This window comes from Wenzhouxiangella sp. YN9 (genome assembly GCF_056324165.1).
In genome coordinates this window covers 128,234-150,018 of record NZ_JBJNIP010000100.1, presented here as the reverse complement: position 1 = coordinate 150,018, position 21,785 = coordinate 128,234, and the positions used below count along the sequence as shown (strand labels likewise).

Sequence of the window (21,785 nt, the reverse complement as noted above, 5' to 3'; positions counted from 1 at the left end):
GACCGCCTCGCCATTCAACCTCGGCCGCGGGTCTGGGTTTTGTTGTGGCGAGCGTTTTTTTCCATAAAGCGGATGATCAGGCCAGCCACGTCCTTGCCGGTGGCTTTCTCGATGCCTTCCAGTCCGGGCGAGGAGTTGACCTCCATCACCAGCGGGCCATGATCGGACCGCAGCAGATCGACGCCCGCCACGTTGAGACCCATGATCTTGGCCGCACGCACTGCCGTTGAGCGTTCCTCCGGGGTGATCTTGATCAGGCTGGCTGAGCCGCCGCGGTGCAGATTGGAGCGGAATTCACCGGGCTGTGCCTGGCGCTTGATGGCGGCCACGACGCGGTTGCCGACGACGAAACAGCGGATGTCGGCGCCGCCGGCCTCCTTGATGTACTCCTGCACCATGATCGAGACGTTCAGGCCCATGAACGCTTCCAGCACCGACTCGGCGGCCTTGCGGGTTTCGCACAGCACCACGCCGATGCCCTGGGTACCTTCGAGCATCTTGACCACCAGCGGCGCACCACCGACCATGCGGATGAGATCGTCAATATCCTTGGTGGCGTAGGCAAAGCCGGTGACTGGCAGGCCGATCCCCTTGCGCGCCAGCAGCTGCAGCGAGCGCAGCTTGTCGCGGGAACGCGTTACCGCCACCGATTCGTTGAGCGGGAAGGTGCCCATCATCTCGAACTGGCGCAGTACGGCCGTGCCATAGAACGTGATTGACGAGCCGATTCGCGGGATGACGGCGTCGAAGGGTTCGATCTGCTCGCCACGATAGTGGATGGTCGGGCGATGCGAGGCGATGTTCATATAGCAGCGCAGCGTGTCCACGACCTCGATCTCGTGACCGTTGGCCTGGGCCGCTTCGACGAGGCGCCGGGTGGAATAGATCGTGCGGCTGCGAGAGAGGATGGCGATGCGCATGGCGGGCGAATCCCTCGATATGCAAAGTGAAACCTACAGGCGCGGCTTGCCCTGCAGGAACGTGCGGGCCGGGTAGACCAGCGCATGGTTTTCCATCGCGGTTCGCCCGAGCAGCATGCGATATTTCATTCTCTCACGGTTGGTCAGCGTGATGTCGACATCCCATCGCGAGTGACCAACAACCAAAGGAGTGCGGATGGTATAGCGCTTTTCGAACTCGCCGGAGGTGTTGCGAACCCGCCGCTGTGCCAGCAGCGGAACGTCACAATGCTGCCAGCGCCTCGGTCGAGGGTGCCCGATGGGCACCCTGAACGCCACTCGTTTCTGGCCGTCAACCTCGAACGGCTCGATATCGCAGGCGTGCAGGGCGCAGGATTTCGCGCCGGTGTCGACGCGCGCCCGGAGCTGGCGTATGCCCAGCTCGGGCAGGGCGACCCACTCACAGGCCCCGATGATCATGTTGGGAGCGGCGTGGCCTTTCATCATCTCTTGCGCCCTACACAAGACATGGAACCACGGAAGACACGGAATTCACGGAAGTTGAAAACGATCGAGTCAAGACATTCCGTGTATTCAGTGATTTCCGTGGTTGCATGCTTTTTTGGTTTCTACTCCGCCTTCGACAGGTCGGCGATCATGGCCTTGAGGAAGCGGGCCGCTTCGCCGCCGGTGCAGGCGCGGTGGTCGAAGGTCAGCGACAGCGGGATCATGCGGTGCACTTCCACCCCGCCGAGTACCGGCACCACCTCATGGCGCAGCACGCCGGCGGCGACGATGGCCACGCAGGGCGGATTGATGATCGGCGTGGCGTAGCGCCCGGCGAAGACCCCGAAGTTGGACAGCATGATGGTGTAGTCCTTGAGATCCTCGGGCGGAATGCTGCGGTTGTTGACGTTGTCTTTCAGGCGATTGATCTCGCCGCGGATGTCCTCGCGAGAGCCATTGTGCACGCCCTTGACCCGCGCCACGAACAGGCCGTCGGCGGTGTCCACCGCCATGCCCACGTCCATGCCCTTGTGCAGCATGCGCATGTTCTGCTCATCGTCGTACCAGGCATTCAGGCCCGGCTCGGCTTTCGCTCCGGCCGCCAGCGCGCGCAACAGGCGGAAGGTGACGTCTTCGCCGGCGTGCCAGGCGTGGATGTCGGCGTCGTCCATCAGCGTGGTCGGCACTACGCGTTTGGCCGACTCGCTCATGGTGCGCGCCATCGTGCGGCGGGTGCCGCGCAGCGGTTCCCACTCGCCGCTGGCGACGGCCGCCGGCCGGCTGGCCGTTGCGCTCGCCGGGCTCGATGAGGCGGCCGGCTGCCCGCTTTCCGGGCGGGTAGGGAACGCCGGTCCCGAATCTGCGGCCGGCTGCGCCTGACGCGGCTGTGCCTGAGCGGTCCCTTCTTCGGCCGCCTTGCGCACGTCGGCGGCGGTAACCACGCCGTCGGCACCGCTGGGGCTGACCTGCGACAGGTCGACCTTGAGCTTGCGCGCCAGCGCGCGCACGGCCGGTGTGACCTTGACGCCGCCGATGGTGGAAGTGCGCTCGCGCAGCACTTCACCGCCGGCCTGCATCTTGCCGACGACCGTGCCGGAATCTTCGCGCTCCTCGTCTGCATCCGCCTCGTCGGCGGGTGCAGCAGGGGTCGCCTCGTCAGGGCTGGCCTGATCGGCGGCCGCTTCGGTGGCGGGCGGCTGGTCCGGGGTGGCTGCTTCTTCAGTGCCGGCCTGTCCCTCGACCTCGAATTCAGCCAGCGCCGCGCCGGTCTTGATGACATCGCCTGCCTGGCCGTAGAACTTGGTTACCCGGCCGTCGAACGGGCTGGGCACTTCGACCACGGCCTTGGCGGTTTCCATCGAGACCATCGGCTGATCAACCTCGACTTCATCGCCTTCGGAAACCAGCCATTCGACGATTTCGGCGTCGGGCAGGCCTTCGCCCAGATCGGGTAGGTGGAAAACGCTCATGAGACCTCCAGGATTTCTTGGGCCGCGTCGACAATGCGCCGCACGCTGGGCATGTATTTCATTTCACTTCGGTACAGTGGCATGACCACGTCGTAGCCGCAAACGCGCTTGACCGGTGCCAGCAGGTGCCAGATGCCGGCATCGGCCAGGCCGGCGGCGATTTCGCTCGCCACGCCGCACTGCCTGGGCGCTTCCTGCACGATCACGCAGCGACCGGTACGCTCGACCGACTCGATGATGGTGTCCATGTCCAGCGGGCTGACGGTGGCCACGTCGATGACCTCGACGCTGACGCCCTGTTCCTCGAGCTGGTCGGCGGCCTCCATGGTCTCCTTGATCATTGCGCCCCAGGTCACCAGGGTGATGTCGTTGCCGTCGCGCAGCGTATAGCACACGTCCATCGGCAGCTCTTCGCCGTCGTCGATCACCTCTTCCTTCTGCCAGCGGTAGATGCGCTTGGGCTCCATGAAGATCACCGGATCGGGATCGCGGATGGCGGCCAGCATCAGGCCGTAGGCGCGTGAAGGCGATGACGGGATGACCACGCGTACGCCCGGCATGTGGGCAAACAGCGCCTCCGGGCTTTCGGAATGGTGTTCGGGTGCGTGAATGCCGCCGCCGGAAGGAAAGCGCAGCACCATCGGCGAGCTCATGCGCCCGCGCGTGCGATTGCGCAGGCGCGAGGCGTGGCACATGATGTGGTCGATCATGGGCATGGTGAAGCCGCAGAACTGAGCTTCGGCGACCGGTTTGATGCCCTGGGTCGACATGCCCACGCTCATGCCCGCGATCATGACCTCGGCCAGCGGCGTGTCAATCACGCGATCGTCGCCAAACTTGTCGTGCAGGCCGGCGGTGGCCCGGAAAACGCCGCCGTTGACGCCGACGTCCTCGCCGAACATCACCACGCTCGGGTCTTCTTCCATGGCCCGGGCGAGCGCCATGGTGACGCCTTCAATCAGGGTAATCTCTGCCATCAGTGCTGCCCTCCGTCTTCGGCGTAATTCTGGGCGTAGCTGCGCTGCTCGACCAGATCGTGTGGCAGCTCGGCGAACATGTAATCGAACATCGCGGTCACGGGCTGCGGGTCGTTCTCGATCGTGTCGAGATATTCATCGGCGGCCTGCTGAACCCACTGCTTGCACTCTTCGAGCAGCTCGTTTTCCTTTTCTTCATTCCAGACGTTCTGGTCGGTCAGGTAGGCGTTGAGCCGCTTGATGGGCTCGCGATCCCAGGCCTCTTCCACTTCGTCTCCGGGGCGATAACGGCGAGCGTCATCGGCTGTGGTGTGATCGCTGAGGCGGTAGGTCACCATCTCGATCACGAACGAGCCCTTGCCCTGCCGGGCCGCGTTGGCCGCCTTTTCCATGGCCCACAGGCAGGCAATCAGATCATTGCCGTCCACCTGGATGCTGGGCAGGCCACCGGCGATGCCTTTCTGGGCCAGCGTCGCGGCGGTGTTCTGTTTCTCGCGTGGCACTGAAATTGCCCACTGATTGTTGACGATAACCAGTACCAGCGGCAGCTTCCAGGCGCTGCCGGCATTGATGGCCTCGAGGAAGTCGCCCTTGGAAGAGCCACCGTCGCCGACGACGGTGACGGCCACGCGCTCTTCCTTCTTGAGCCGGAAGGCCATGGCTGCACCGGCGGCATGCAGGCACTGGGTGGCAATCGGCACGCACCAGGCAAAGTCGTGCTTCGGTCCGCTGAAGTTGTTGCCGCGTTCGTCACCGCCCCAGTAGAGCAGTACCTCCGACATCTTCACGCCGCGGTAGAACTGGGCGCCATACTCGCGGTACATCGGCGCAAAGCAGTCCTCTTCCTTCATGGCGGCGCCAATGGCGACGTGCGCGGCCTCATGGCCGAGGCTGGAAGCATAGGTGCCGAGCTTGCCGGTACGCTGCAGCGCCACGGCCTTCTTGTCGAAGGTGCGCGTGAGCACCATCAGTTTGTACAATTCTGTCAGTCGGTCAAAGTCCCTGGCCAGCGCTGGCACCTGCTGGTCTTCGACCAGTTTGCCGTCGGGCTTGAGGAACTGGAAATAGTCCACCTTGAAGGCGGCGGCAGTATGCGCCATGTCGACTCCTCATCATTGTGATAGTCCGGGATTCGGACGGTCGATCGGTCGACCGACTCCGAAGCGGTGGCCATTATAAGCGTTTGCAGCGGCGGGGAGGAAACGGGCCGCTGACGCTTTCCAGACGCCACCGGCGGCTCGCGAGGGGCGGGGAATGTCGCGCAGATGCGCTCGCGGCGGGCGTTTTGCCGCCTGTGCCATAATCACGGGGCAGACAACATCAATTAGGGGCACACCACAATGAAGAAATCGATCCTGCTTTTCGCCGGCCTGCTGCTGGCTGGCAGCCTGTACGCACAAACAGCGCCGATGCCGGCCCTGTCGGCACCGGTCACGGTGCACACCGATGCCAACGGCATTCCCACGATCGTTGGTAACACCGAGCACGACGTCAATTACGTGCGCGGCTTCCTGCACGCCAAAGACCGCCTGTTTCACATGGACTATCTTCGCCGCGTGGCGTCGGGCACGCTCGCCGAGTTGCTTGGCGAAGGCGCGCTGAGCAGCGATATCGAGTTGCGCACCCTCGGGTTGCGCCGCGGTGCCCTGGCAACCTGGCGCCACATGAGCGCCGACGAGAAAGCCTGGGTCAAGGCCTACAGCGACGGCGTCAACGCCTTTCTTGCCGCTGCCGAGGAGCTGCCGCCGGAGTACGGCGCGCTGGAGCTCAGCCGGGTCGAGCGCTGGTCGCCGGTCGATTCGCTGATCATCGGCAAGCTGCTTGCGTTCCAGCTGTCTTTCGACTCCGGCGCTGTCGATCGCAGCATTCGCCTGGCCAAGTATCAGGCCGTGGGTGAAGCCGTCGGCTTCGACGGTCGGGCGTTGTACTCCCAAGACATTGCCCGCAGCGCACCGATGGACGACCGCATCAGTATTCCCGATTTTCTCGAAACCGCGGGCATCATTCCGGCGCCGGAGTCGTCTTCGGGATCGCGTCTGCAAGCGGTTCACGGCGAGTCCGACGCTGCCGGTTGGCAGAACCTGCCCGGCATCGACGGTGCTGTGGTCGACAGCCTGGGTCGATACATGGAGCGGGTGCGCAGCATTCCCCTGCTGGGGCCAACCATCGGCCGGGCGGAAGATCGTGCCGGCTCCAACTGGTGGGTGGTCTCCGGCGAGCACACCGACAGCGGTTATCCGATCATGGCCAACGACCCCCATCTTGCGCTCGACATGCCGGCGCTGATGATCAATGAAAACATCGTCATTCGCGATGAGCAGCGCGTGGTCAGCGGCGTCACGCCGCCGGGCACACCGCTGACCCTGCTGGGCTGCAACCTCAACATCTGCTGGGGCCTGACCAACCACAACATCGATGTCACCGATTACTTTCAGGAAGAGCTCCTGACCAACAGCTACGGCCTGCCCACGCATACCGTTCACGACTCCGGACCAGAGCCGGTGCTCTATGCCTTCCAGAGCTATTTCGTCAACAGCCTCGGCGACGGCGAGATGGACAACGTCAGCCCGGCCAACGTTGGCTACGACTCCGGTGGCGTCACCTTTCTGGTGCCACGCCGCAACAACGGGCCGATTGTCGACCAGCCCAGCGCCACGACCGCCATCTCCATCCAGTATGCGGGTTGGGGTCCGACCTACGAGCTGGCGGCCGTTCGCGGCTTCGAGCGGGCCGACAACATGGAGGAGTTTCGCGCGGTCATCGATAACTGGACCTTCGGCTCGCAGAACATCGCCTACGCCGACGTTGAAGGCAACATCGCCTACTTCACCACCGGCGCAGTGCCGCTGCGGCAAGACCTGCAAAACAACACCGTCGGCGGCGGCGTGCCGCCGTTTCTGATTCGAGATGGTTCTGGCGCGCTCGGTCACGATTGGCTGCCGGCCAACGAAGACGCCACCCGTGCGGCACCTTTCGCCTCGCTGCCCAAATCCGAGATGCCGCACGTCATCAACCCGGCGCGGGGCTACATTGCCAACGCCAACAACGACCCGGTGGGCACGACGCTGGATAACAATCCGCTCAACCAGCTGCGCCCGGGCGGCAACGGCATCTACTATCTCAATCCGTCCTACTCGGAGCTGCGCATGGCGCGCATCGACCGCGAGCTGCAGGACATGATTGCCGCCGGCCCGATCAGTGTCGCCGACATGAAGGCGCTTCAGGCCGACAACCGGCTGTTCGACGCCGAGCTGATCGTGCCCCATATCCTGCAGGCTTTCGAGAACGCGGCCGCTGAGGACGCCTGGCCCGGCCTGGGGCAGTTTGCGCTCGATCCCGGCATCCAGGAAGCCGTCGGCCGCCTGGCCGACTGGGACTTCTCGACGCCCACCGGGCTGGCTGCAGGCTACGATCCAGGCAGCCCGGCCGGCGCTGGCGCACCCTCGCAGGCGCAGGTTGACAACAGCGTGGCGGCCACCCTTTACTCGGTCTGGCGCGGTCAGGTCATCGGCAACACCATCGACGCGACCCTCGAGGGGCTGCAGCTTGGTGATGCGCTGCCCGGCTCGAGCGACGCGCTGCGGGCCTTCCACCACCAGTTGGCTAGCTTCGAGCAAAACAACGGCGTTGGCGCGTCGGGCATTCCGTTCTTCAACGTCGAAGAAGCACCCGACATGGCCAGCGCGCGCGATACCGTGCTGCTGGCCAGCCTGGCGCAGACTCTGGAGCTGCTGGCCAGCGACGAGTTCGCGCCGGCCTTCGGCAACTCGACCGATCAGAGCGACTACCGCTGGGGCAAGCTGCATCGCATCGTCTTCAGTCACCCGCTCGGCAGCGACCCGTTCAATGTACCCAACGGCGGTGGGCTGAGTGATCTCGGGCCCGGTCTGCCGGGCGTGGCGCGCGCCGGTGGCTACCAGACGGTGGATGCCTCGTCGCACAGTGCCCGTGCCAGCAAGCTCGATGACTTCATGTTCAGCGCCGGCGCGGCCCGCCGCACGGTCGCCGAGATGACGCCGGGTACACCCAACGTTGCCGAGGTGCTGCCGGGTGGGCGCAGTGGCGTGTTCGTCAGCCCCTTCTATACCAACCAGCTCAGGCTGTGGCTGGTCAACGACTACTTGCCGCTGAGCTTTGGCGAAAGCGGTGGGCAGGCCACGGCCGATCACACCATCACGTTCACGCCCTGAGGCGCTGGGCTGCAGCCATGCTCAAAGCGCCCGCCGTCGAGCGGGCGCTTTCATGTCGGCTTGAAACTGTCTTTGGTGGCGGCCATCTGTCTGTATTCAGACGCCCGTCGGGGATATTGATGATCAACCTGCTAGAACGTTTCGCGCTGGCTCACACCCAGGTGACCCGGCTCAATGCCGATCTGAGCGAGATCGTGCCTCGCGATCAAGCTTTCAGTGCCAAGGTGGAGCTCAAGCTCACGCCACTGGAAATGCACTATGAAGGTGAGCTGCCGCAGTATCAGGTCACCGCGCGCATGGTCTGCCGCGGCGCGCGCGAGGACAACCCGGAACAGCCCCTGTTTACCGTCGAGTTGGTGCTGCAGGCGGTCTATAGCCAGTTCCAGGGCGATCCGGTGGGTTTCGAGACCTTCAAGGACAATCACAGCAGCCTGACCCGTCAGCTCTATCCGTTGATTCATCATCAGCTCCAGCCGGTGTTCAAGCAGTTCGGCCTCGACCAGGTCAAGCTGCCTTATGACCTCGCCGGAAACGCTCCGGATCAGGGCGTGGCCGGGCAGCGTCAGGTGCATTGAAGCGCCGGCTCGATCACGCGACCAAATAGTGTGCACGCTCTAGAAATCGGCTTTATCGTATGGGGTGTATTCACCCTTGAGTAAACGCACAGGGACTCGAGCCGAAATGAGCAGGAAGGCAGCCACGAAAAAGGTCAGCAAGAAAGCGACCACCCGCAAGACCGCCGCGAGCAAGAAGACCGCGAGCAAGAAGGCCGCAAGCAAGAAGGCCGCAAGCAAGAAGGCAACCCACAAGCCCGCCGCATCCCGGGCGCAGGACTATGCCGGCGAAATCTGGCTGGCAGGGCTGGGGGCGTTCTCGCTGGCGCGCAAAGAAGGCGGCAGGCTGTACGCACAGGGCCGCAGAACCGTTGGCGAAACTTCCGAGAAGGTGCTCGGGGAGGGCAATGAGTGGTTCGAGCGCCTGGTCAAGGAGGGCAGCAAGCTCGAAGACAAGGGCCGCAAGGCGGTGGACGATACCGTTGACGGCGTGCGCGAACAAGTCGACAGTCGCGTCGACAAGGTGCGCGAGTCGGCCCAGAGCGGCTGGAACCGGCTCGAGCGGGTGTTTGAACAGCGCGTCGCCCGTGCCTTGTCGCGGCTGGGCGTGCCGACATCCGATGAGGTGCGGCAGCTGAGTGAACGCGTGGCCGAGCTCAGCAATGAGGTGCGCGCGCTTTCCGATCAGCAGAAGACCGGCGGAACCGGCCAGGAAAGTCGTGCCGGGAAAGCGGCCGCCAGGCCGGCCGGGAGCAAGGGTGACAGCGAAGCCTGACCGCTTTCACTTTTCGGGGCCGGGGTAATAGGCCTGCGCCAGCTGGCTGAGCTCCGTGCGCGCCGTTCCCGGCAGGTGCGGGCGGATCAGGCTCATGACCTGCCATGCCGCGCGGTCGGGGCGGGGGTCGGCGTCTCGTTCGGCCACCAGGTCGAAGTTCAGCCAGAAGGTCGACACCAGCACAATGTTGCGCACCAGAGCCTCGAGTTCGTCAGGAGCGGCCTCGAGCTGACCCTGGTCTGCCAGCCCTTCGCACAGGTGACGCATGGTCTGCATCGACAGGTTGATGATCCCCTGAAAACGCCGGTGCAGCTCGCTGAAACGCTCGCACAGGTCGGTCAGGTCGCGATAGATAAAACGATACTCGCCGCTGGCCTCGAATATCAGGTGGAGGTGCAGCCAGACGTCCTCGATATGGGTGCTGCCCGGCTGTGGCGCGGCCAGAAGATCGAGCATGCGTTGCTCGAACGCGCTGAAAAGGGCTTCGACCAGGTCGCGCTTGGTGCGGAAATGATAATGCAGGTTGCCCGGGCTGATTCCCAGCTTATCGGCGATGCGGCCGGTGGGGGTGTGTGGCTCGCCATCCCGATTGAACAGCAGCAAGGCGGTTTCGAGGATGCGCTTGCGGGTGTTGGTGGCCATTGAAGTGCCCGCAGCCGGGCTTCACCTGAGCAAGGATTCGACCAGCTTGACATACCTTTGTCTGGCTTCGCCCGGATCCATGCCCTGGAGCTTTTCCCAGGCCTCGTACTTGGCGACCCCGATGAAGTCATGAAAGGCAGGCTTTTCACCGGCAACGTCGCCTTTCAGCCCCTGTTTGTAAAGCGCGTAAAGCTTCAGCAAGGTGCGGTTGTCCGGACGCGTGTCGAGCTCATGAACTTCCGCGGCCGCCTTTTCGAAGCGTGTATCCAGGTCGCTCATGACCGGTTGATCCCTTGTTTTGAATGCGTCGTCAACATCTTTCTAGCATGCGGCTCGAATGGGGTCAACGAGCGGCCATGATCGTTGGCGCAAAGCGCTGGAGTTCGAGTCTGCAAGCCGGTATCTTTGTGGCCGGGAACGCCCCGGACCCGGAGTGTCGGCAGGCTGTCATTCCGTGTCGATCCGGTCAGGGCAGGGACGCATGGCCCCGGCGTTCGCCCGGCCGCGATACCCAATGGCAGACACACGCAGCAGGAATACAGGCATGCAGATCAAGGATTATTTTCGCGCGGTCGAAGTCAGCGCGGGTGACTTCATGGCCGGGGAGATCTTTCGGCGCAAGCTCGGGCACGAGCTGCCGGACCTCGGCCGGCACCTGATCGGTCTCTACCGCGCTGGCCCGTTCCACTTCGTGCCTCTGGGCTACCTGCAGATCGGTCGGCACGAGAGCGTGGCGCTGGTTGGCGGCGGCTGCACCGATGGCCGCGGCTTTGCCGACGTTGATACGGATCACGCCGCCGCGATTCGTGCCGCCGGCGGCGTGCTGTATTTACTGCTGCGCCACGCCTTCACGCAGATGGCCGACGACTATGAAGCCTTTTTTGGCTACTGCGGTGACAAGCGCGCCGAAGAAGTGGATCTGCAGGCCGGCTTCGAGTACACCCGTTACCAGTACCTTCTGGCGCATTTCCACCGCCCGGCAAGTGAGGCTCGCAAAGCGGCGCTGATAGATCAGGTCCATGCGCTCGGACCGTTCTGAGCGGTCCTTGTGGCGAGCTGTCAATCGCGAGCTGCATCCTCGAGCAGGCGGCGCAGTTCCTCGGGGCTGTGCCAGTCACTGGCGCATACATACCGCGGCAGGCGCCAGCGATCGCTGTTGGCGGTGACCGGCTCGGGGCGGCAGCTCAGGGCGGCTTCAAGCCCCAGGCGCTGGCCGTGCTCGGGCAGATACTGGCCGGCGAGATATTCACTGAAGTTGCCGTAAGGGTAGGCCAGAAACCGTGGTCGTCTGCCCGCCCGCTGTTCGATGTAGTCGCTGGCCCGGTCGATCTCGGCACGACACTCTCCGGCCGTGTCGATCAGGCGAAAATCGCCGCGGCGGTTGTCGCGCTGTGCCGTCTTTTCCAGGGAATCATGATTGTGGTCCCAGCTGTGGTTTTCGATTGACATCAGGCCGCTGCGGTTGGCTTGCTGCCACCAGTCGTCAGGCCACACGTCAAGGTTCATGGTCACCTTCTCGTCGAGTTCGGCCCGCGCCTGGGGGGAGGCAATGACAAAGCTGCTGGCGTGTACCCGATGGCGCCGGGAGGTGGTCGGGTCCCGGGCAAAGCGGCGCAGGCGATTGAAGATGCTGACCTGGCGGCCGCAGCTGGGGTGGTCGAAATCATGAAAATCCATGATCGAGCCGTCGTCGAGGGTCAGGACAACGCATTTTTCGGGCAAGCGGCCCGACTGCAGGCCCGCCAGGGCTTCTGCCAGCGGCCGGATGGTCCAGCCCAGACGCTCGATCAGGGCGAGGTCTTCGCTGAAGGCGATCAGGTCGTTGCCCTGATAGCTTTGATCGAGTACCCGGATGGAATGCCAGGTGAGAATGACGAATTGCGCGCTCATGGGCGAAGGGTGGGCATTGGCGAGCGGCTGTGATCAGCCGCGCCAGCGCTTGAGCAGGTCGCCGTAGGCGTCGATGCGCCGGTCTCTCAAAAAGGGCCAGATGCGGCGGACCTGTTCACTTCGAGCCCGATCGATGCGGGCAAACAGCACTTCGGCTTCGCTGCCCGCTTCGGCCAGGATTTCGCCCTGCGGACCGGCGACCAGGCTATGGCCCCAGAACTCGGCTTCGAGCGTGCCGCCGGAGCGGTCGGGTTCGAAGCCGACGCGATTGGCGGCCATCACGGGAATGCCGTTGGCAACGGCGTGCCCGCGCTGGACGGTGCGCCAGGCATCGAGCTGGCGCTGCTGCTCGTCTTCGTCGTCGAGCGGATCAAACCCGATGGCAGTGGGGTAGAGCAAGACTTCGGCGCCGGCCAGGGCCATCAGCCGGGCCGCCTCGGGGTACCACTGATCCCAGCAGATCAGCAGCCCCAGCCGACCAACCGAGGTGTCAATGGGCTCGAAGCCTTCATCGCCAGGGGTGAAATAGAACTTCTCGTTGTAACCGGGATCGTCGGGAATATGCATTTTCCGGTAGAGCCCGGCGAGGCTGCCGTCGCGTTCAAAGACCAGCGCGGTGTTGTGGGCCAGCCCGGGCGCACGATGTTCGAAGATCGAGCCGACGACCACGGTGTCATTTTCAGCCGCGGCCCGGGCCAGCATGCGCGCCGTGGGGCCGTCCAGCGGCTCGGCCAGGTCAAACAGCCCGGGGTCCTGGTACTTGCAGAAGTACTCGCTGGCGTGGAGCTCGGGAAGCAGTACCAGCTCGGCGCCCAGGCCGGCCGCCTGGGCAATGCCCTCGGCACCGGCCCGGCGGTTTTCTTCGCTATCGGGGCCCATGGCATGTTGCACCAGGGCAATATCGAGACAGCGCGCGCTCATCCCAGCGTTGCCGGAATCTGCATGCCGGCGCAGTGCGGCCCGCCTGCCTGGGTGATCATGGCGGCGGCCGGCACAGAAACAACCTGCCGTTCGGGCAGCAGCCGGGTCAGGATCGACCGGGCGCGGTCGTCGTGCCGGCTGCCGAAGGCGGGCACCAGGCAGCCGCCGTTGACGAACAGGAAGTTGGCATAGCTGCGGGGGTGTTCTCCGGCAAGGTCGTCGGGTCGGGGCAGGGCGATCAGGCGGTAGGGCTGCTCCTCGCGGGTGCGCAGGCGCTCGAGTTGCTGGCGCAGCTGGCGGGTGGCCGCGTCACTCGCCTGCGTCTGAAAGACGATGGTGTCGTGATCGACAAAGCGCGCCAGGGTATCGATATGGCCATCGGTGTCGTCGCCGGGCATGGGTTCGAAGTCGATGCCCAGGACCTTGTCGACGTTGAGCAGCTGATGCAGCTCGAAATCGAGCTCGCGCGCGCTCAGCTGCGGATGGCGCGCGCGCAGACAGTGCCAGTTGACCAGCAGACGGCCGCGACCGTCGCTGTCGATGGCGCCGCCCTCGAGCGTCAGCAGGTGCTGCCGGAACTCGAGGTTCTCGAACAGATCAAGGCGTGCAAGCCGGGTGTTGACGCGGTTGTCGAGGGCGGCGGGGTGTTTTCCGCCCCAGCCGTCAAAATGAAAATCCAGCGCCAGGCGATAGCCGGAAAAGACCAGGGTGACGGGGCCATAATCCCGACACCAGGTGTCGTTGTAGCGCATGGGAACGCGGTTCAGATCTTCACGTTCCGGCCACTGCGTCGGCGGCGCCTCGTCTTCGGGCACCAGCAGCACGACCGGCTGGAACGCCAGAATGGCGTCGATCAGCTGGTGATATTCATCGCGAATGGCATCGAGCTGATCGTGCCAGTCGGAGTGGGCGGCCGGCCAGGCGAGCAGGGTGGCGCTCTGGCGTTCCCACTCGGCCGGCAGGCGGTAATCGGTGTGCGACATGAAGTGGCTGCTTCAGGGCTCCTGTTGCCCTTCGACCTCGCGCATCACTGCTTCATGGTGGAGCACGCTCTCGATCACCAGCTGATGCTCGAAGTAGACGTTGAAGTCGTCGTAGAGCCAGCGCGTGATCGGTGGCTCGCCCACCGGCCCCTGCTTGTCATTGGGCACACCGTAGCGCGATTCGACCTGCGCCTGGGTGATGCCGTTGCGGGGCAGGTCACGAAGCATGCTCTCTTCGACTTTCTCGATCAGCAGGATGTCGCCCGCCAGGGCGATGTTGGTCAGTATCAAGCTCAAAGCCGTCCCCCAAACCAGCTTGGCCAGTGTTTGGTGCATCATGGCAATTCCTCTGGTGTGCCCTCGGCTCGCTTCGACCCCGGGCTGGAAAACAGCCGACGTGAATCAAAGCATCCAATAAAAATAGTAGCATAAGCGACAGACCCAAAGAGGATTCGAGACATCATGAAAACTGCCGTCATTACCGGGGCCAACCGGGGTATCGGGCTGGAGCTGGTGCGCCAGCTGGGTAAGCGCAGCTACCGCATCATTGCCGTGTGCCGCAAGGCCTCGCCGGAACTCAAGGCCTTGAACGTGCAGGTCGAGGAAGGTGTCGATGTCACCGATCGCGCCAGCCTGGAGAACCTGGCCGACGAGCTGCGCGGTCGGCGCATCGATCTGCTGGTCAATAATGCCGGTGTGCTGATCCCCTCAGATCTGGCAACCATCGAAGACGAGCTCGACGACTGGCGCGCCCAGTACGAGATCAATTCGCTCGCGCCGCTACGGGTCACCAATGCCTTGCGCAACCACCTGATCAACGGCGGCAAGGTGGTCATCATCACCTCCCGGGTCGGCTCGATTGGCGACAACAGCTCCGGTGGGGCGTATGCCTATCGCATGTCGAAGGCGGCGGTGAACATGGCCGGCATGTCGCTGGCCCACGAGCTGAAGGACCGCGACATCGCCGTAGGTCTGCTGCACCCGGGCTTTGTGCGTACCGGCATGACAGGCGGCAAGGGAGAGGTCAGCCCGGAGGAGGCTGCGGCCGGCCTGGTCGAGCGGATTGACGAGCTGAGCATTGAAACGACCGGCAGCTTCCGCCACGCCAACGGCGAGGAGCTGCCCTGGTAGACCTGCGCCGGGGCAGCGGTTATCGCAGCCGGTCAGCGGTCCAGCGCGCTGCCCCCGGGCCGCTCAACATCAGCGAAAACGCGCCTGTTCTGCCAGCAGGCGCAGCCAGGCCTGGTGACGGAAAGCGGGTAGATTGCCGGATGCAACGGCCCGGGTAACGCCGCAGCCGGGTTCACTGTGGTGCAGGCAGTCACGGAACCGGCAGCTGACCGCGTAGTCGTTGAACTCGGGAAAGCCGCGCTGGAGCGTGTTGGTGTCCATCTGCCACAGGCCGTATTCCCAGACGCCGGGCGTGTCGACCAGCCAGGCGGTCTGGCCGTGACGATGGGCGGTGGCAGTGGTGGTGGTGTGCGTGCCCTTGCCCGTTACTCGTGAAAGGGCTCCGGTCTGCGTCTGCAGGTCGGGAATCAGCGCATTGAGCAGGGACGACTTGCCAACGCCGGACTGGCCGGCAAACAGGGTAACGCCGGCGTCTACCCGGGTGGCCAGCGTGGCCACATCGGGCTTGGGGCCGCAGCATGTCTCGACAATTTCGAATCCCAGCTCCGCGAGTGCTTCCAGGTCGGTGAAGGGTTGTTGTCGGGGCCGGGGCAGGTCGGTCTTGTTGACCACGATCAGCGGCTCCACGGCGCAAATCAGACAGGCGCTGAGATAGCGGTGGAGCAGGTCACGGCTGGGCGCGGGCTCGGCGGCAATCACGATGGCAGCGCGATCCAGGTTGGCCGCGATCGGCCTGAATCGACCGCGATCATCGCCGCGGCCGAACAGCGTGCCGCGCGGGAGAATGCCGGTCAGCGTGCCGGCCGAGTCGATGTGGATCCGGTCGCCGGGCAAGGGGCGTTCGATGCGGCGCGGAAAATGGATGCGGCGCGCTGCGCCGTCGACTTCGGCGACGCCGTGATTGCCGTGGGCCTGCAGCAGGCGAACGGGAGCGGCGGTCATTGCCGGATGGTGGGCTGGTATAGTGCGGGGCTGACTTTGCGACCCTTCACTGAGGCATGAACGAGAATCATCTGATCTGGATTGATCTGGAAATGACCGGGCTTGACCCGACCACCGACAGCATCATAGAAATTGCCACTCTGGTGACCGATGCCGACCTCGCCGAGGTGGCCGTAGGCCCGGAGCTGGCGATCGCCACCTCCCGCGAGGTGCTCGACGGCATGGATGAGTGGAATACCCGCACCCATACCGAATCGGGTCTGGTGCGACGCTGCCTCGAATCCCGGATCGACCTGGCCGAGGCCGAAAGGCAGACCATCGCCTTTCTGGAGCGACACGTGCCGGCCGGCAGCTCGCCGATGTGCGGCAACTCCATCTGCCAGGATCGCCGCTTCATGGCTCGCTTGATGCCGAAGCTCGAAGCGTATTTCCACTATCGCAATCTGGATGTCTCCACTCTCAAGGAACTGGCCCGCCGCTGGGCACCCCGTGTGGCCGAAGGCTTCACCAAGGAATCCAGCCACCAGGCGCTCGAGGATATCAGGGATTCGATCGACGAGCTTCGCTACTATCGGCGTTTCATGGGGCGACTTGCGGGTCAATGAGTTGGCAGGTTGGCTGTTTAGCTAGTTGGCTGGTTCGGCATTTGGAAGGATTGGTGGGCGGCTTTGTCGCGAGAGGTTCGATGGTGGATCGACACGCTGTTCCCACCCTTCGTTTCCCGGCGTAGCCGCTCCGCAAACCCATCGGCGCCGAACCAGCTATCCAGCTATTGCTTGTGTTCGGCCAGCTTCCGCCAGGTATCGACCACGGTATCCGGATTAAGCGACATGCTCTCGATGCCCTGATCCATTAGCCACTGCGCCAGGTCCGGATAATCCGACGGGCCCTGGCCGCAGATGCCGATGTATTTGCCGGCCGCACGGCAGCGCTCGATGGCCATCGCCAACATGGCCTTGACTGCTGGGTCACGCTCGTCGAAGCGGTGGGCGATCAGGCCGGAGTCGCGGTCGAGCCCGAGGGTGAGCTGGGTCATGTCGTTCGATCCGATCGAGAATCCGTCGAAGTGCTCCAGGAAGGCATCGGCACTTACAGCGTTTGAAGGAAGCTCGCACATCATGATGATCTTCAAGCCGTTTTCGCCGCGCTTGAGGCCGAACTTTTCCATTACCGCAACCACGTCGCGCCCCTCGTCGACGGTACGCACGAAGGGCACCATGGCCCAGATGTGGTCGAGCCCCATCTCCTCGCGGACCTTTTTCAGCGCGCGGCATTCGAGCTCGAAGGCGGGCTGGAAGTTTTCGTCGACATAGCGCGACGCGCCGCGCCAGCCGATCATCGGGTTTTCCTCGTCGGGCTCGTAGCGCTCGCCGCCGATCAGGTTGGCGTATTCGTTGGACTTGAAGTCCGACATGCGCACGATCACGGAGTTGGGGGCAAACGGCGCGGCAATGGTGGCGATGCCTTCGGCCAGCTTGTCGACGTAGAAGCTGACCGGGTCGTCGTAGCCGGCGCTGCGCCGGTCGATTTCGTCTCTGACCTCCCGGCTCTGACCTTCGTAGTCGAGCAGGGCCAGCGGATGGATGCCGATCATGCGGTTGATGATGAACTCGAGCCGGGCCAGGCCGATGCCGTGGTTGGGAATCATGGCAAAATCGAAGGCGCGGTCGGGGTTGGCCACGTTCATCATGACCTTCAGCGGCGCTTCGGGCATGTCGTCGAGCGAATCCTCGCTGATGCTGAACTCCAGCAGGCCCTGATAGATCCGCCCGGTGTCGCCCTCGCTGCAGACAACGGTCACGTCGGCTTCGTGGGCGATACGGTCAGTGGCGTCGCCGCAGCCGACCACCGCCGGAATGCCGAGTTCGCGGGCGATGATTGCCGCGTGGCAGGTACGCCCCCCGCGATTGGTGACGATGGCGGCTGCCCGCTTCATCACCGGCTCCCAGTCGGGGTCGGTCATGTCGGTAATGAGAACGTCGCCGGCTTCCACTTCGTGAATCTGGTCGAGTGAGCGGATCACCCGCGCCTTGCCCTGGCCGATGCGCTGGCCGATGGCGCGGCCCTCGGCCATGACGCTGCCGGTGGATTCGAGCCGGAAACGCTCCATGGTTTGCTCGCTGCGGCTTTTGACCGTCTCTGGCCGGGCCTGGAGAATGAACAGCTCACCGGTTTCTCCGTCCTTGCCCCACTCGACGTCCATCGGGCGATCGTAATGGTCTTCGATGGTCAGCGCCATGTTGGCCAGCGCGGTCGCTTCGGCGTCGCTGATGGAAAAGCGCTGGCGTTCGGCCTCCGGCGTGTCCTCGGTTCGTACGCCGCCGCCTTCGCGGTTGTCGTAGACCATGCGGCTTGCCTTGGTGCCCAGGGTGCGACGCAGCACCGCCGGTTTGCCGGCGCGCAGGTTGGGCTTGAACAGGTAGAACTCGTCGGGGTTGACGGCGCCCTGAACCACCGACTCGCCCAGGCCGTAGCTGGAGGTGACGAACACCGCGTCGCGATAGCCGGATTCGGTATCGAGCGTGAACAGCACGCCGGCTGCGCCCGACCCGGCGCGCACCATCAGCTGGATGCCGGCGGACAGGGCGACATCGGCATGGGCAAAGCCCTGGTGCACGCGATAGGCAATCGCGCGGTCGTTGTACAGGCTGGCGAATACCGCGTGTACCTTTTCCAGCACCGCGTCAATGCCGCACACGTTGAGGAAGCTCTCCTGCTGGCCGGCAAAGGAGGCTTCCGGCAGGTCTTCGGCGGTGGCCGAGGAGCGCACCGCAACCGCCAGCTCGCGGCCGTAGCGCTCCTGCATCTTCGTATAAGCGTCGCGAATGGCCTGCTCGAGCTCGTCGGGCAGCGGCGTGTCCATGATCCATTGCCGGATCGTGCTGCCGGTTTTCGCCAGGGCGCGGGTATCATCGGCGTCGAGCTCGTCGAGCGCGGTGCCGATGCGCTTCGCCAGGCCCGAGCGTTCGAGAAAATCGACAAAAGCCTCGGCGGTGGTCGCAAAGCCCCCGGGCACATTGACCCCGAGATCCTTGAGGTGGGTGATCATTTCACCCAGCGAGGCGTTCTTGCCACCGACCTTTTCCAAGTCGCCCATACCAAGCTCGTCGAGCCAAAGGATATACTCGGACACGTTAGTTTCCACAACAGCGGTTTGAGTCAGGCCGCCATTGTAACCGGCACGAGACCATGCATCGAACCATCTTTTTTGTTTCCGACGGCACCGCGATCACCGCAGAAACCTTCGGGCATACGCTGACCACGCAGTTTGCCAACGTCGATTTCAGGCAAGTGCGCCTGCCCTTCGTCGACACGCCGAGCAAGGCGCGCGACACCGTTTCGTTGATCGATCGGGCCACCGAGGCAAATGGGGGGGAGCAGCCGCTGGTGTTTTCCACCATTGTCGATTCCGATATCCGCGCGATCCTGGAAGAAGCGAACTGCCAGCTGTTCGACCTGTTCGGCACCTTCGTGCCGCAAATCGAGCAGGCCCTGGGGGTGCCGCGGTCACCGCGAGTGGGTCAGGCGCACGGCATGGGCGACAGCCAGGGCTATGAAGACCGCATGGAGGCGACCAACTACGCGCTCAATCACGACGACGGTATTTCTACGCGGCTCGATGCCGCCGAAGTCATCCTCGTGGGCGTGTCGCGCTCGGGCAAGACACCGACCTGTCTCTACATGGCCCTGCATTTCGGGGTCAAGGCGGCCAACTACCCCCTGACAGAAGAAGATCTCGAACAGCCGCGCCTGCCCGAATTTCTGCGCAAGCACAAGCAAAGGCGCAAGCTCTACGGTCTGAGTATCGATCCCGAGCGACTGTCGCAGATCCGCGAGGCCCGGCGCCCGGGCAGCCGCTACGCGTCACTCAGGCAGTGCCGTTACGAAGTGGAAGCCGCAGAGGCACTGCTGCGCGCCGAGGGCGTGCCGATGCTTTCGTCCACGCAGACATCGGTGGAGGAGCTGGCCAGCCGCATTCTTCTCGAGCTCGGCCTCAACAGGGAAATACGCTGATCGATCAAGGGTCTGCGGCAGGCTTCCGGCCCTGGGGGCTGGCAGAAGGGTGCCAGTATGATACCCTTGCCCGCTATGCTGACCACCTCCCTTCAAGTTCAGCCGTCGAGCCGAATCCTGGCGCGACGGCTCCCAGAGCTGCACAGTGCCATTTATCGGGCGCTGAATGTGCTGCTGCCCGATGCGCTCGCCGAGACGGACCATCTGGTGTCCCAGCTGGGGGATGGGCCCGAGCTCTATCTGGAGATCATCGATCGTCACCCCTATACCACGTTTGTGCGCCTGTCCTACATCATCGGCGCCGAGCGCTCGCTCAACCCCAATGCGCATGTGCGTATCTACCACGATGCCGCCATGGCCGAAGCCACCGCGTTCAGCCCGCAGCAGGGCATACAGCGCTTTGCCGGCCCCGAGCTGGCAATCAACAGCCTGGTTGCGCGCAGCTGGCGTCTCAACCGGGCGCTGATCAAGTGGCTCGACTATCTCATCGATCAGGGCCACGGTGCCGATACCATGAAGCCGGTAGCGGCGTCGGCGGCGAGTTCGCTGCCGCACAGCGCGGCGGCATCCGACGCCTGATGAGCCGAAAACAATAGAACGAAACCCGCGATTGGTTTAGAATACCGGGCCGGAAGTCGGGCCCGTCGCCCGATGCTCGTACAAGCGGGCCATGCCGTGCGCGGCTCGGCCCGCTTTGTGTACCCGGAGGGTTCATTAATGCAGGCAATTCTGGCGCTGGAGGACGGCACGACGTTTTCCGGGCAAGGTATCGGTGCGCCGGGCGTGCGCCTCGGTGAAGTGGTGTTCAACACCGCGATGAGCGGCTATCAGGAGATTCTCACGGATCCGAGCCATGCCGGTCAGCTGATCACGCTGACGATGCCTCATGTCGGCAATACCGGAGTCAATCCGCAGGATGTCGAGTCCGACCGCATTCATGCCGCTGGCCTGATCGTTCGCCACTACCCGCGGCGCTACAGCAGCTGGCGCGCGACGCAGTCCCTGGGCGACTGGCTGGCCGAACACGGTGCCTCGGGCATTGCCGGCGTCGACACCCGCAGCCTGACCCGTCTGCTGCGTACCCGGGGCGCCCAGAACGCCTGCCTGTCGGTGGGCGAGACGGTCGACAGCGATGAAGCCATCGAGCGTGCGCGTGGGTGTTTACCGATGAGCGGTCAGGACCTGGCCAGCAAGGTCACGGTTGCCGCCAGCCGGGTCTGGAACGAGGGCAGCTGGGATCTCGAAGCCGGTGAGTTCCGTCGCGGCGAGGCGCGGCTTCACGTCGTTTGTTACGACTACGGCGTCAAACACAACATTTTGCGTATGCTGGTCGATGTCGGCTGCCGGGTCACGGTGGTGCCGGCCCGCGCGCCGCTGGCCGAGGTGCTGGCCATGCAGCCCGATGGCGTGGTGCTTTCCAACGGCCCCGGCGATCCCGAGCCCTGTGACTATGCCATCGAGACCATTCGTGGCCTGCTGGAAAAGAGCGTGCCTCTGTTCGGTATCTGCATGGGTCACCAGCTGTTGGGGCTGGCCGTGGGCGCGAAAACCGTCAAGATGAAGCTTGGCCACCACGGTGCCAACCACCCGGTCAAGGATCTTGACAGCGGGCGGGTGCTGATCACCAGTCAGAACCACGGCTTTGCCGTCGATGAGGACAGCCTGCCGGCACACGCCGTCGCTACCTATCGCTCGCTGTTTGACGGTAGCCTGCAGGGCATTCGCATTACCGACAAGCCAGCCATGAGCTTTCAGGGCCACCCCGAGGGCGGCCCCGGGCCACACGACCTGCGGCCGCTGTTCAAACGCTTTGTCGACATGATCGAGGCCGCGCGCTGATGCCGCCGCGAAGATCCATGACGCTACGGATTGATATCCCGATGGGCTCGAA

22 protein-coding genes are annotated in these 21,785 nt (G+C 64.1%); 9 read left to right on the top strand and 13 right to left on the bottom strand.

Annotated elements, in window-relative coordinates; genetic code table 11:
- Positions 1-14: 14 nt before the first annotated feature.
- The 5 genes from rimK to pdhA form a co-directional block, all read right to left on the bottom strand.
- Entirely contained in the window at positions 15-920 is a 906-nt protein-coding gene (gene rimK, locus ACEWQ0_RS09230; protein WP_476485167.1) for a 30S ribosomal protein S6--L-glutamate ligase, read from the bottom strand.
- A 33-nt stretch (positions 921-953) separates the two neighbouring features.
- Positions 954-1,406, bottom strand: coding sequence for an ATP-dependent zinc protease family protein (locus ACEWQ0_RS09225; protein WP_476485166.1), 453 nt, complete (start codon positions 1,404-1,406; stop codon positions 954-956).
- 122 nt (positions 1,407-1,528) lie between these two features.
- Entirely contained in the window at positions 1,529-2,875 is a 1,347-nt protein-coding gene (locus tag ACEWQ0_RS09220; RefSeq protein WP_476485165.1) for a dihydrolipoamide acetyltransferase family protein, read from the bottom strand.
- The gene (locus tag ACEWQ0_RS09215; RefSeq protein WP_476483400.1) at positions 2,872-3,852 is read right to left on the bottom strand and encodes an alpha-ketoacid dehydrogenase subunit beta; all 981 of its coding nucleotides are present in this window, start codon (positions 3,850-3,852) and stop codon (positions 2,872-2,874) included. The genes ACEWQ0_RS09220 and ACEWQ0_RS09215 overlap by 4 nt, the downstream gene beginning before the upstream one ends.
- The gene (pdhA, locus tag ACEWQ0_RS09210) at positions 3,852-4,952 is read right to left on the bottom strand and encodes a pyruvate dehydrogenase (acetyl-transferring) E1 component subunit alpha (protein ID WP_476483399.1); all 1,101 of its coding nucleotides are present in this window, start codon (positions 4,950-4,952) and stop codon (positions 3,852-3,854) included. Before pdhA ends, ACEWQ0_RS09215 begins: the two co-directional genes overlap by 1 nt.
- Before the next feature lie 240 nt (positions 4,953-5,192).
- Here pdhA and ACEWQ0_RS09205 point away from each other — a divergent pair, with 240 nt between their 5' ends.
- The 3 genes from ACEWQ0_RS09205 (at position 5,193) to ACEWQ0_RS09195 (ending at position 9,371) form a co-directional block, all read left to right on the top strand.
- Positions 5,193-8,042 carry a penicillin acylase family protein gene (locus tag ACEWQ0_RS09205; RefSeq protein WP_476485164.1) on the top strand — a complete coding sequence of 950 codons (2,850 nt, stop codon included), beginning with the start codon at positions 5,193-5,195 and terminating at the stop codon, positions 8,040-8,042.
- A 119-nt stretch (positions 8,043-8,161) separates the two neighbouring features.
- A complete protein-coding gene (locus tag ACEWQ0_RS09200) occupies positions 8,162-8,617 on the top strand; it encodes a hypothetical protein (protein ID WP_476483397.1) in 456 nt (151 codons plus the stop codon).
- A 106-nt stretch (positions 8,618-8,723) separates the two neighbouring features.
- Positions 8,724-9,371 carry a phasin family protein gene (locus ACEWQ0_RS09195; RefSeq protein ID WP_476485163.1) on the top strand — a complete coding sequence of 216 codons (648 nt, stop codon included), beginning with the start codon at positions 8,724-8,726 and terminating at the stop codon, positions 9,369-9,371.
- A gap of 6 nt (positions 9,372-9,377) precedes the next feature.
- Here the strand turns inward: ACEWQ0_RS09195 and ACEWQ0_RS09190 are convergent, their stop codons facing one another.
- Positions 9,378-10,013: a TetR/AcrR family transcriptional regulator gene (locus ACEWQ0_RS09190; RefSeq protein ID WP_476483395.1), complete on the bottom strand. Its 636-nt coding sequence runs from the start codon at positions 10,011-10,013 to the stop codon at positions 9,378-9,380.
- 21 nt (positions 10,014-10,034) lie between these two features.
- On the bottom strand, positions 10,035-10,292 hold the full coding sequence (locus tag ACEWQ0_RS09185; protein WP_476483394.1) for an acyl-CoA-binding protein: 258 nt from the start codon (positions 10,290-10,292) through the stop codon (positions 10,035-10,037).
- A 265-nt stretch (positions 10,293-10,557) separates the two neighbouring features.
- Between ACEWQ0_RS09185 and ACEWQ0_RS09180 the strand changes: the two genes are divergently transcribed.
- Positions 10,558-11,052, top strand: coding sequence for a hypothetical protein (locus tag ACEWQ0_RS09180; RefSeq protein ID WP_476483393.1), 495 nt, complete (start codon positions 10,558-10,560; stop codon positions 11,050-11,052).
- 20 nt (positions 11,053-11,072) lie between these two features.
- Here the strand turns inward: ACEWQ0_RS09180 and ACEWQ0_RS09175 are convergent, their stop codons facing one another.
- The 4 genes from ACEWQ0_RS09175 to ACEWQ0_RS09160 are packed head-to-tail and all read right to left on the bottom strand — an operon-like array spanning position 11,073 to position 14,146.
- Positions 11,073-11,903, bottom strand: coding sequence for a polysaccharide deacetylase family protein (locus tag ACEWQ0_RS09175; protein ID WP_476483392.1), 831 nt, complete (start codon positions 11,901-11,903; stop codon positions 11,073-11,075).
- Between the two features lie 33 nt (positions 11,904-11,936).
- Positions 11,937-12,824, bottom strand: coding sequence for a carbon-nitrogen hydrolase (locus ACEWQ0_RS09170; protein ID WP_476483391.1), 888 nt, complete (start codon positions 12,822-12,824; stop codon positions 11,937-11,939).
- Positions 12,821-13,807, bottom strand: coding sequence for an agmatine deiminase family protein (locus ACEWQ0_RS09165; protein ID WP_476483390.1), 987 nt, complete (start codon positions 13,805-13,807; stop codon positions 12,821-12,823). Before ACEWQ0_RS09165 ends, ACEWQ0_RS09170 begins: the two co-directional genes overlap by 4 nt.
- A 12-nt stretch (positions 13,808-13,819) precedes the next feature.
- Positions 13,820-14,146 (bottom strand): hypothetical protein, encoded by a 327-nt coding sequence (locus ACEWQ0_RS09160; protein ID WP_476483389.1) that lies wholly within the window; start codon positions 14,144-14,146, stop codon positions 13,820-13,822.
- A 123-nt stretch (positions 14,147-14,269) separates the two neighbouring features.
- On the opposite strand from ACEWQ0_RS09160, the gene ACEWQ0_RS09155 reads away from it, so the two are divergent.
- A complete protein-coding gene (locus ACEWQ0_RS09155; protein ID WP_476483388.1) occupies positions 14,270-14,938 on the top strand; it encodes an SDR family oxidoreductase in 669 nt (222 codons plus the stop codon).
- 69 nt (positions 14,939-15,007) lie between these two features.
- Here ACEWQ0_RS09155 and rsgA read toward each other — a convergent pair whose 3' ends face one another.
- Positions 15,008-15,880 carry a ribosome small subunit-dependent GTPase A gene (gene rsgA / locus ACEWQ0_RS09150; RefSeq protein WP_476485162.1) on the bottom strand — a complete coding sequence of 291 codons (873 nt, stop codon included), beginning with the start codon at positions 15,878-15,880 and terminating at the stop codon, positions 15,008-15,010.
- A gap of 56 nt (positions 15,881-15,936) precedes the next feature.
- Between rsgA and orn the strand changes: the two genes are divergently transcribed.
- Positions 15,937-16,485: an oligoribonuclease gene (orn, locus tag ACEWQ0_RS09145; RefSeq protein ID WP_476485161.1), complete on the top strand. Its 549-nt coding sequence runs from the start codon at positions 15,937-15,939 to the stop codon at positions 16,483-16,485.
- Between the two features lie 164 nt (positions 16,486-16,649).
- Here the strand turns inward: orn and ppsA are convergent, their stop codons facing one another.
- Entirely contained in the window at positions 16,650-19,013 is a 2,364-nt protein-coding gene (gene ppsA, locus ACEWQ0_RS09140) for a phosphoenolpyruvate synthase (protein ID WP_476485160.1), read from the bottom strand.
- 56 nt (positions 19,014-19,069) lie between these two features.
- Here ppsA and ppsR point away from each other — a divergent pair, with 56 nt between their 5' ends.
- From ppsR to carA, 3 genes are all read left to right on the top strand, one after another.
- Positions 19,070-19,894 (top strand): posphoenolpyruvate synthetase regulatory kinase/phosphorylase PpsR, encoded by an 825-nt coding sequence (ppsR, locus tag ACEWQ0_RS09135; protein ID WP_476483384.1) that lies wholly within the window; start codon positions 19,070-19,072, stop codon positions 19,892-19,894.
- A 75-nt stretch (positions 19,895-19,969) separates the two neighbouring features.
- Positions 19,970-20,473 (top strand): DUF1249 domain-containing protein, encoded by a 504-nt coding sequence (locus tag ACEWQ0_RS09130; RefSeq protein WP_476483383.1) that lies wholly within the window; start codon positions 19,970-19,972, stop codon positions 20,471-20,473.
- Between the two features lie 138 nt (positions 20,474-20,611).
- A complete protein-coding gene (gene carA, locus ACEWQ0_RS09125; RefSeq protein WP_476485159.1) occupies positions 20,612-21,733 on the top strand; it encodes a glutamine-hydrolyzing carbamoyl-phosphate synthase small subunit in 1,122 nt (373 codons plus the stop codon).
- Positions 21,734-21,785 lie beyond the last annotated feature (52 nt).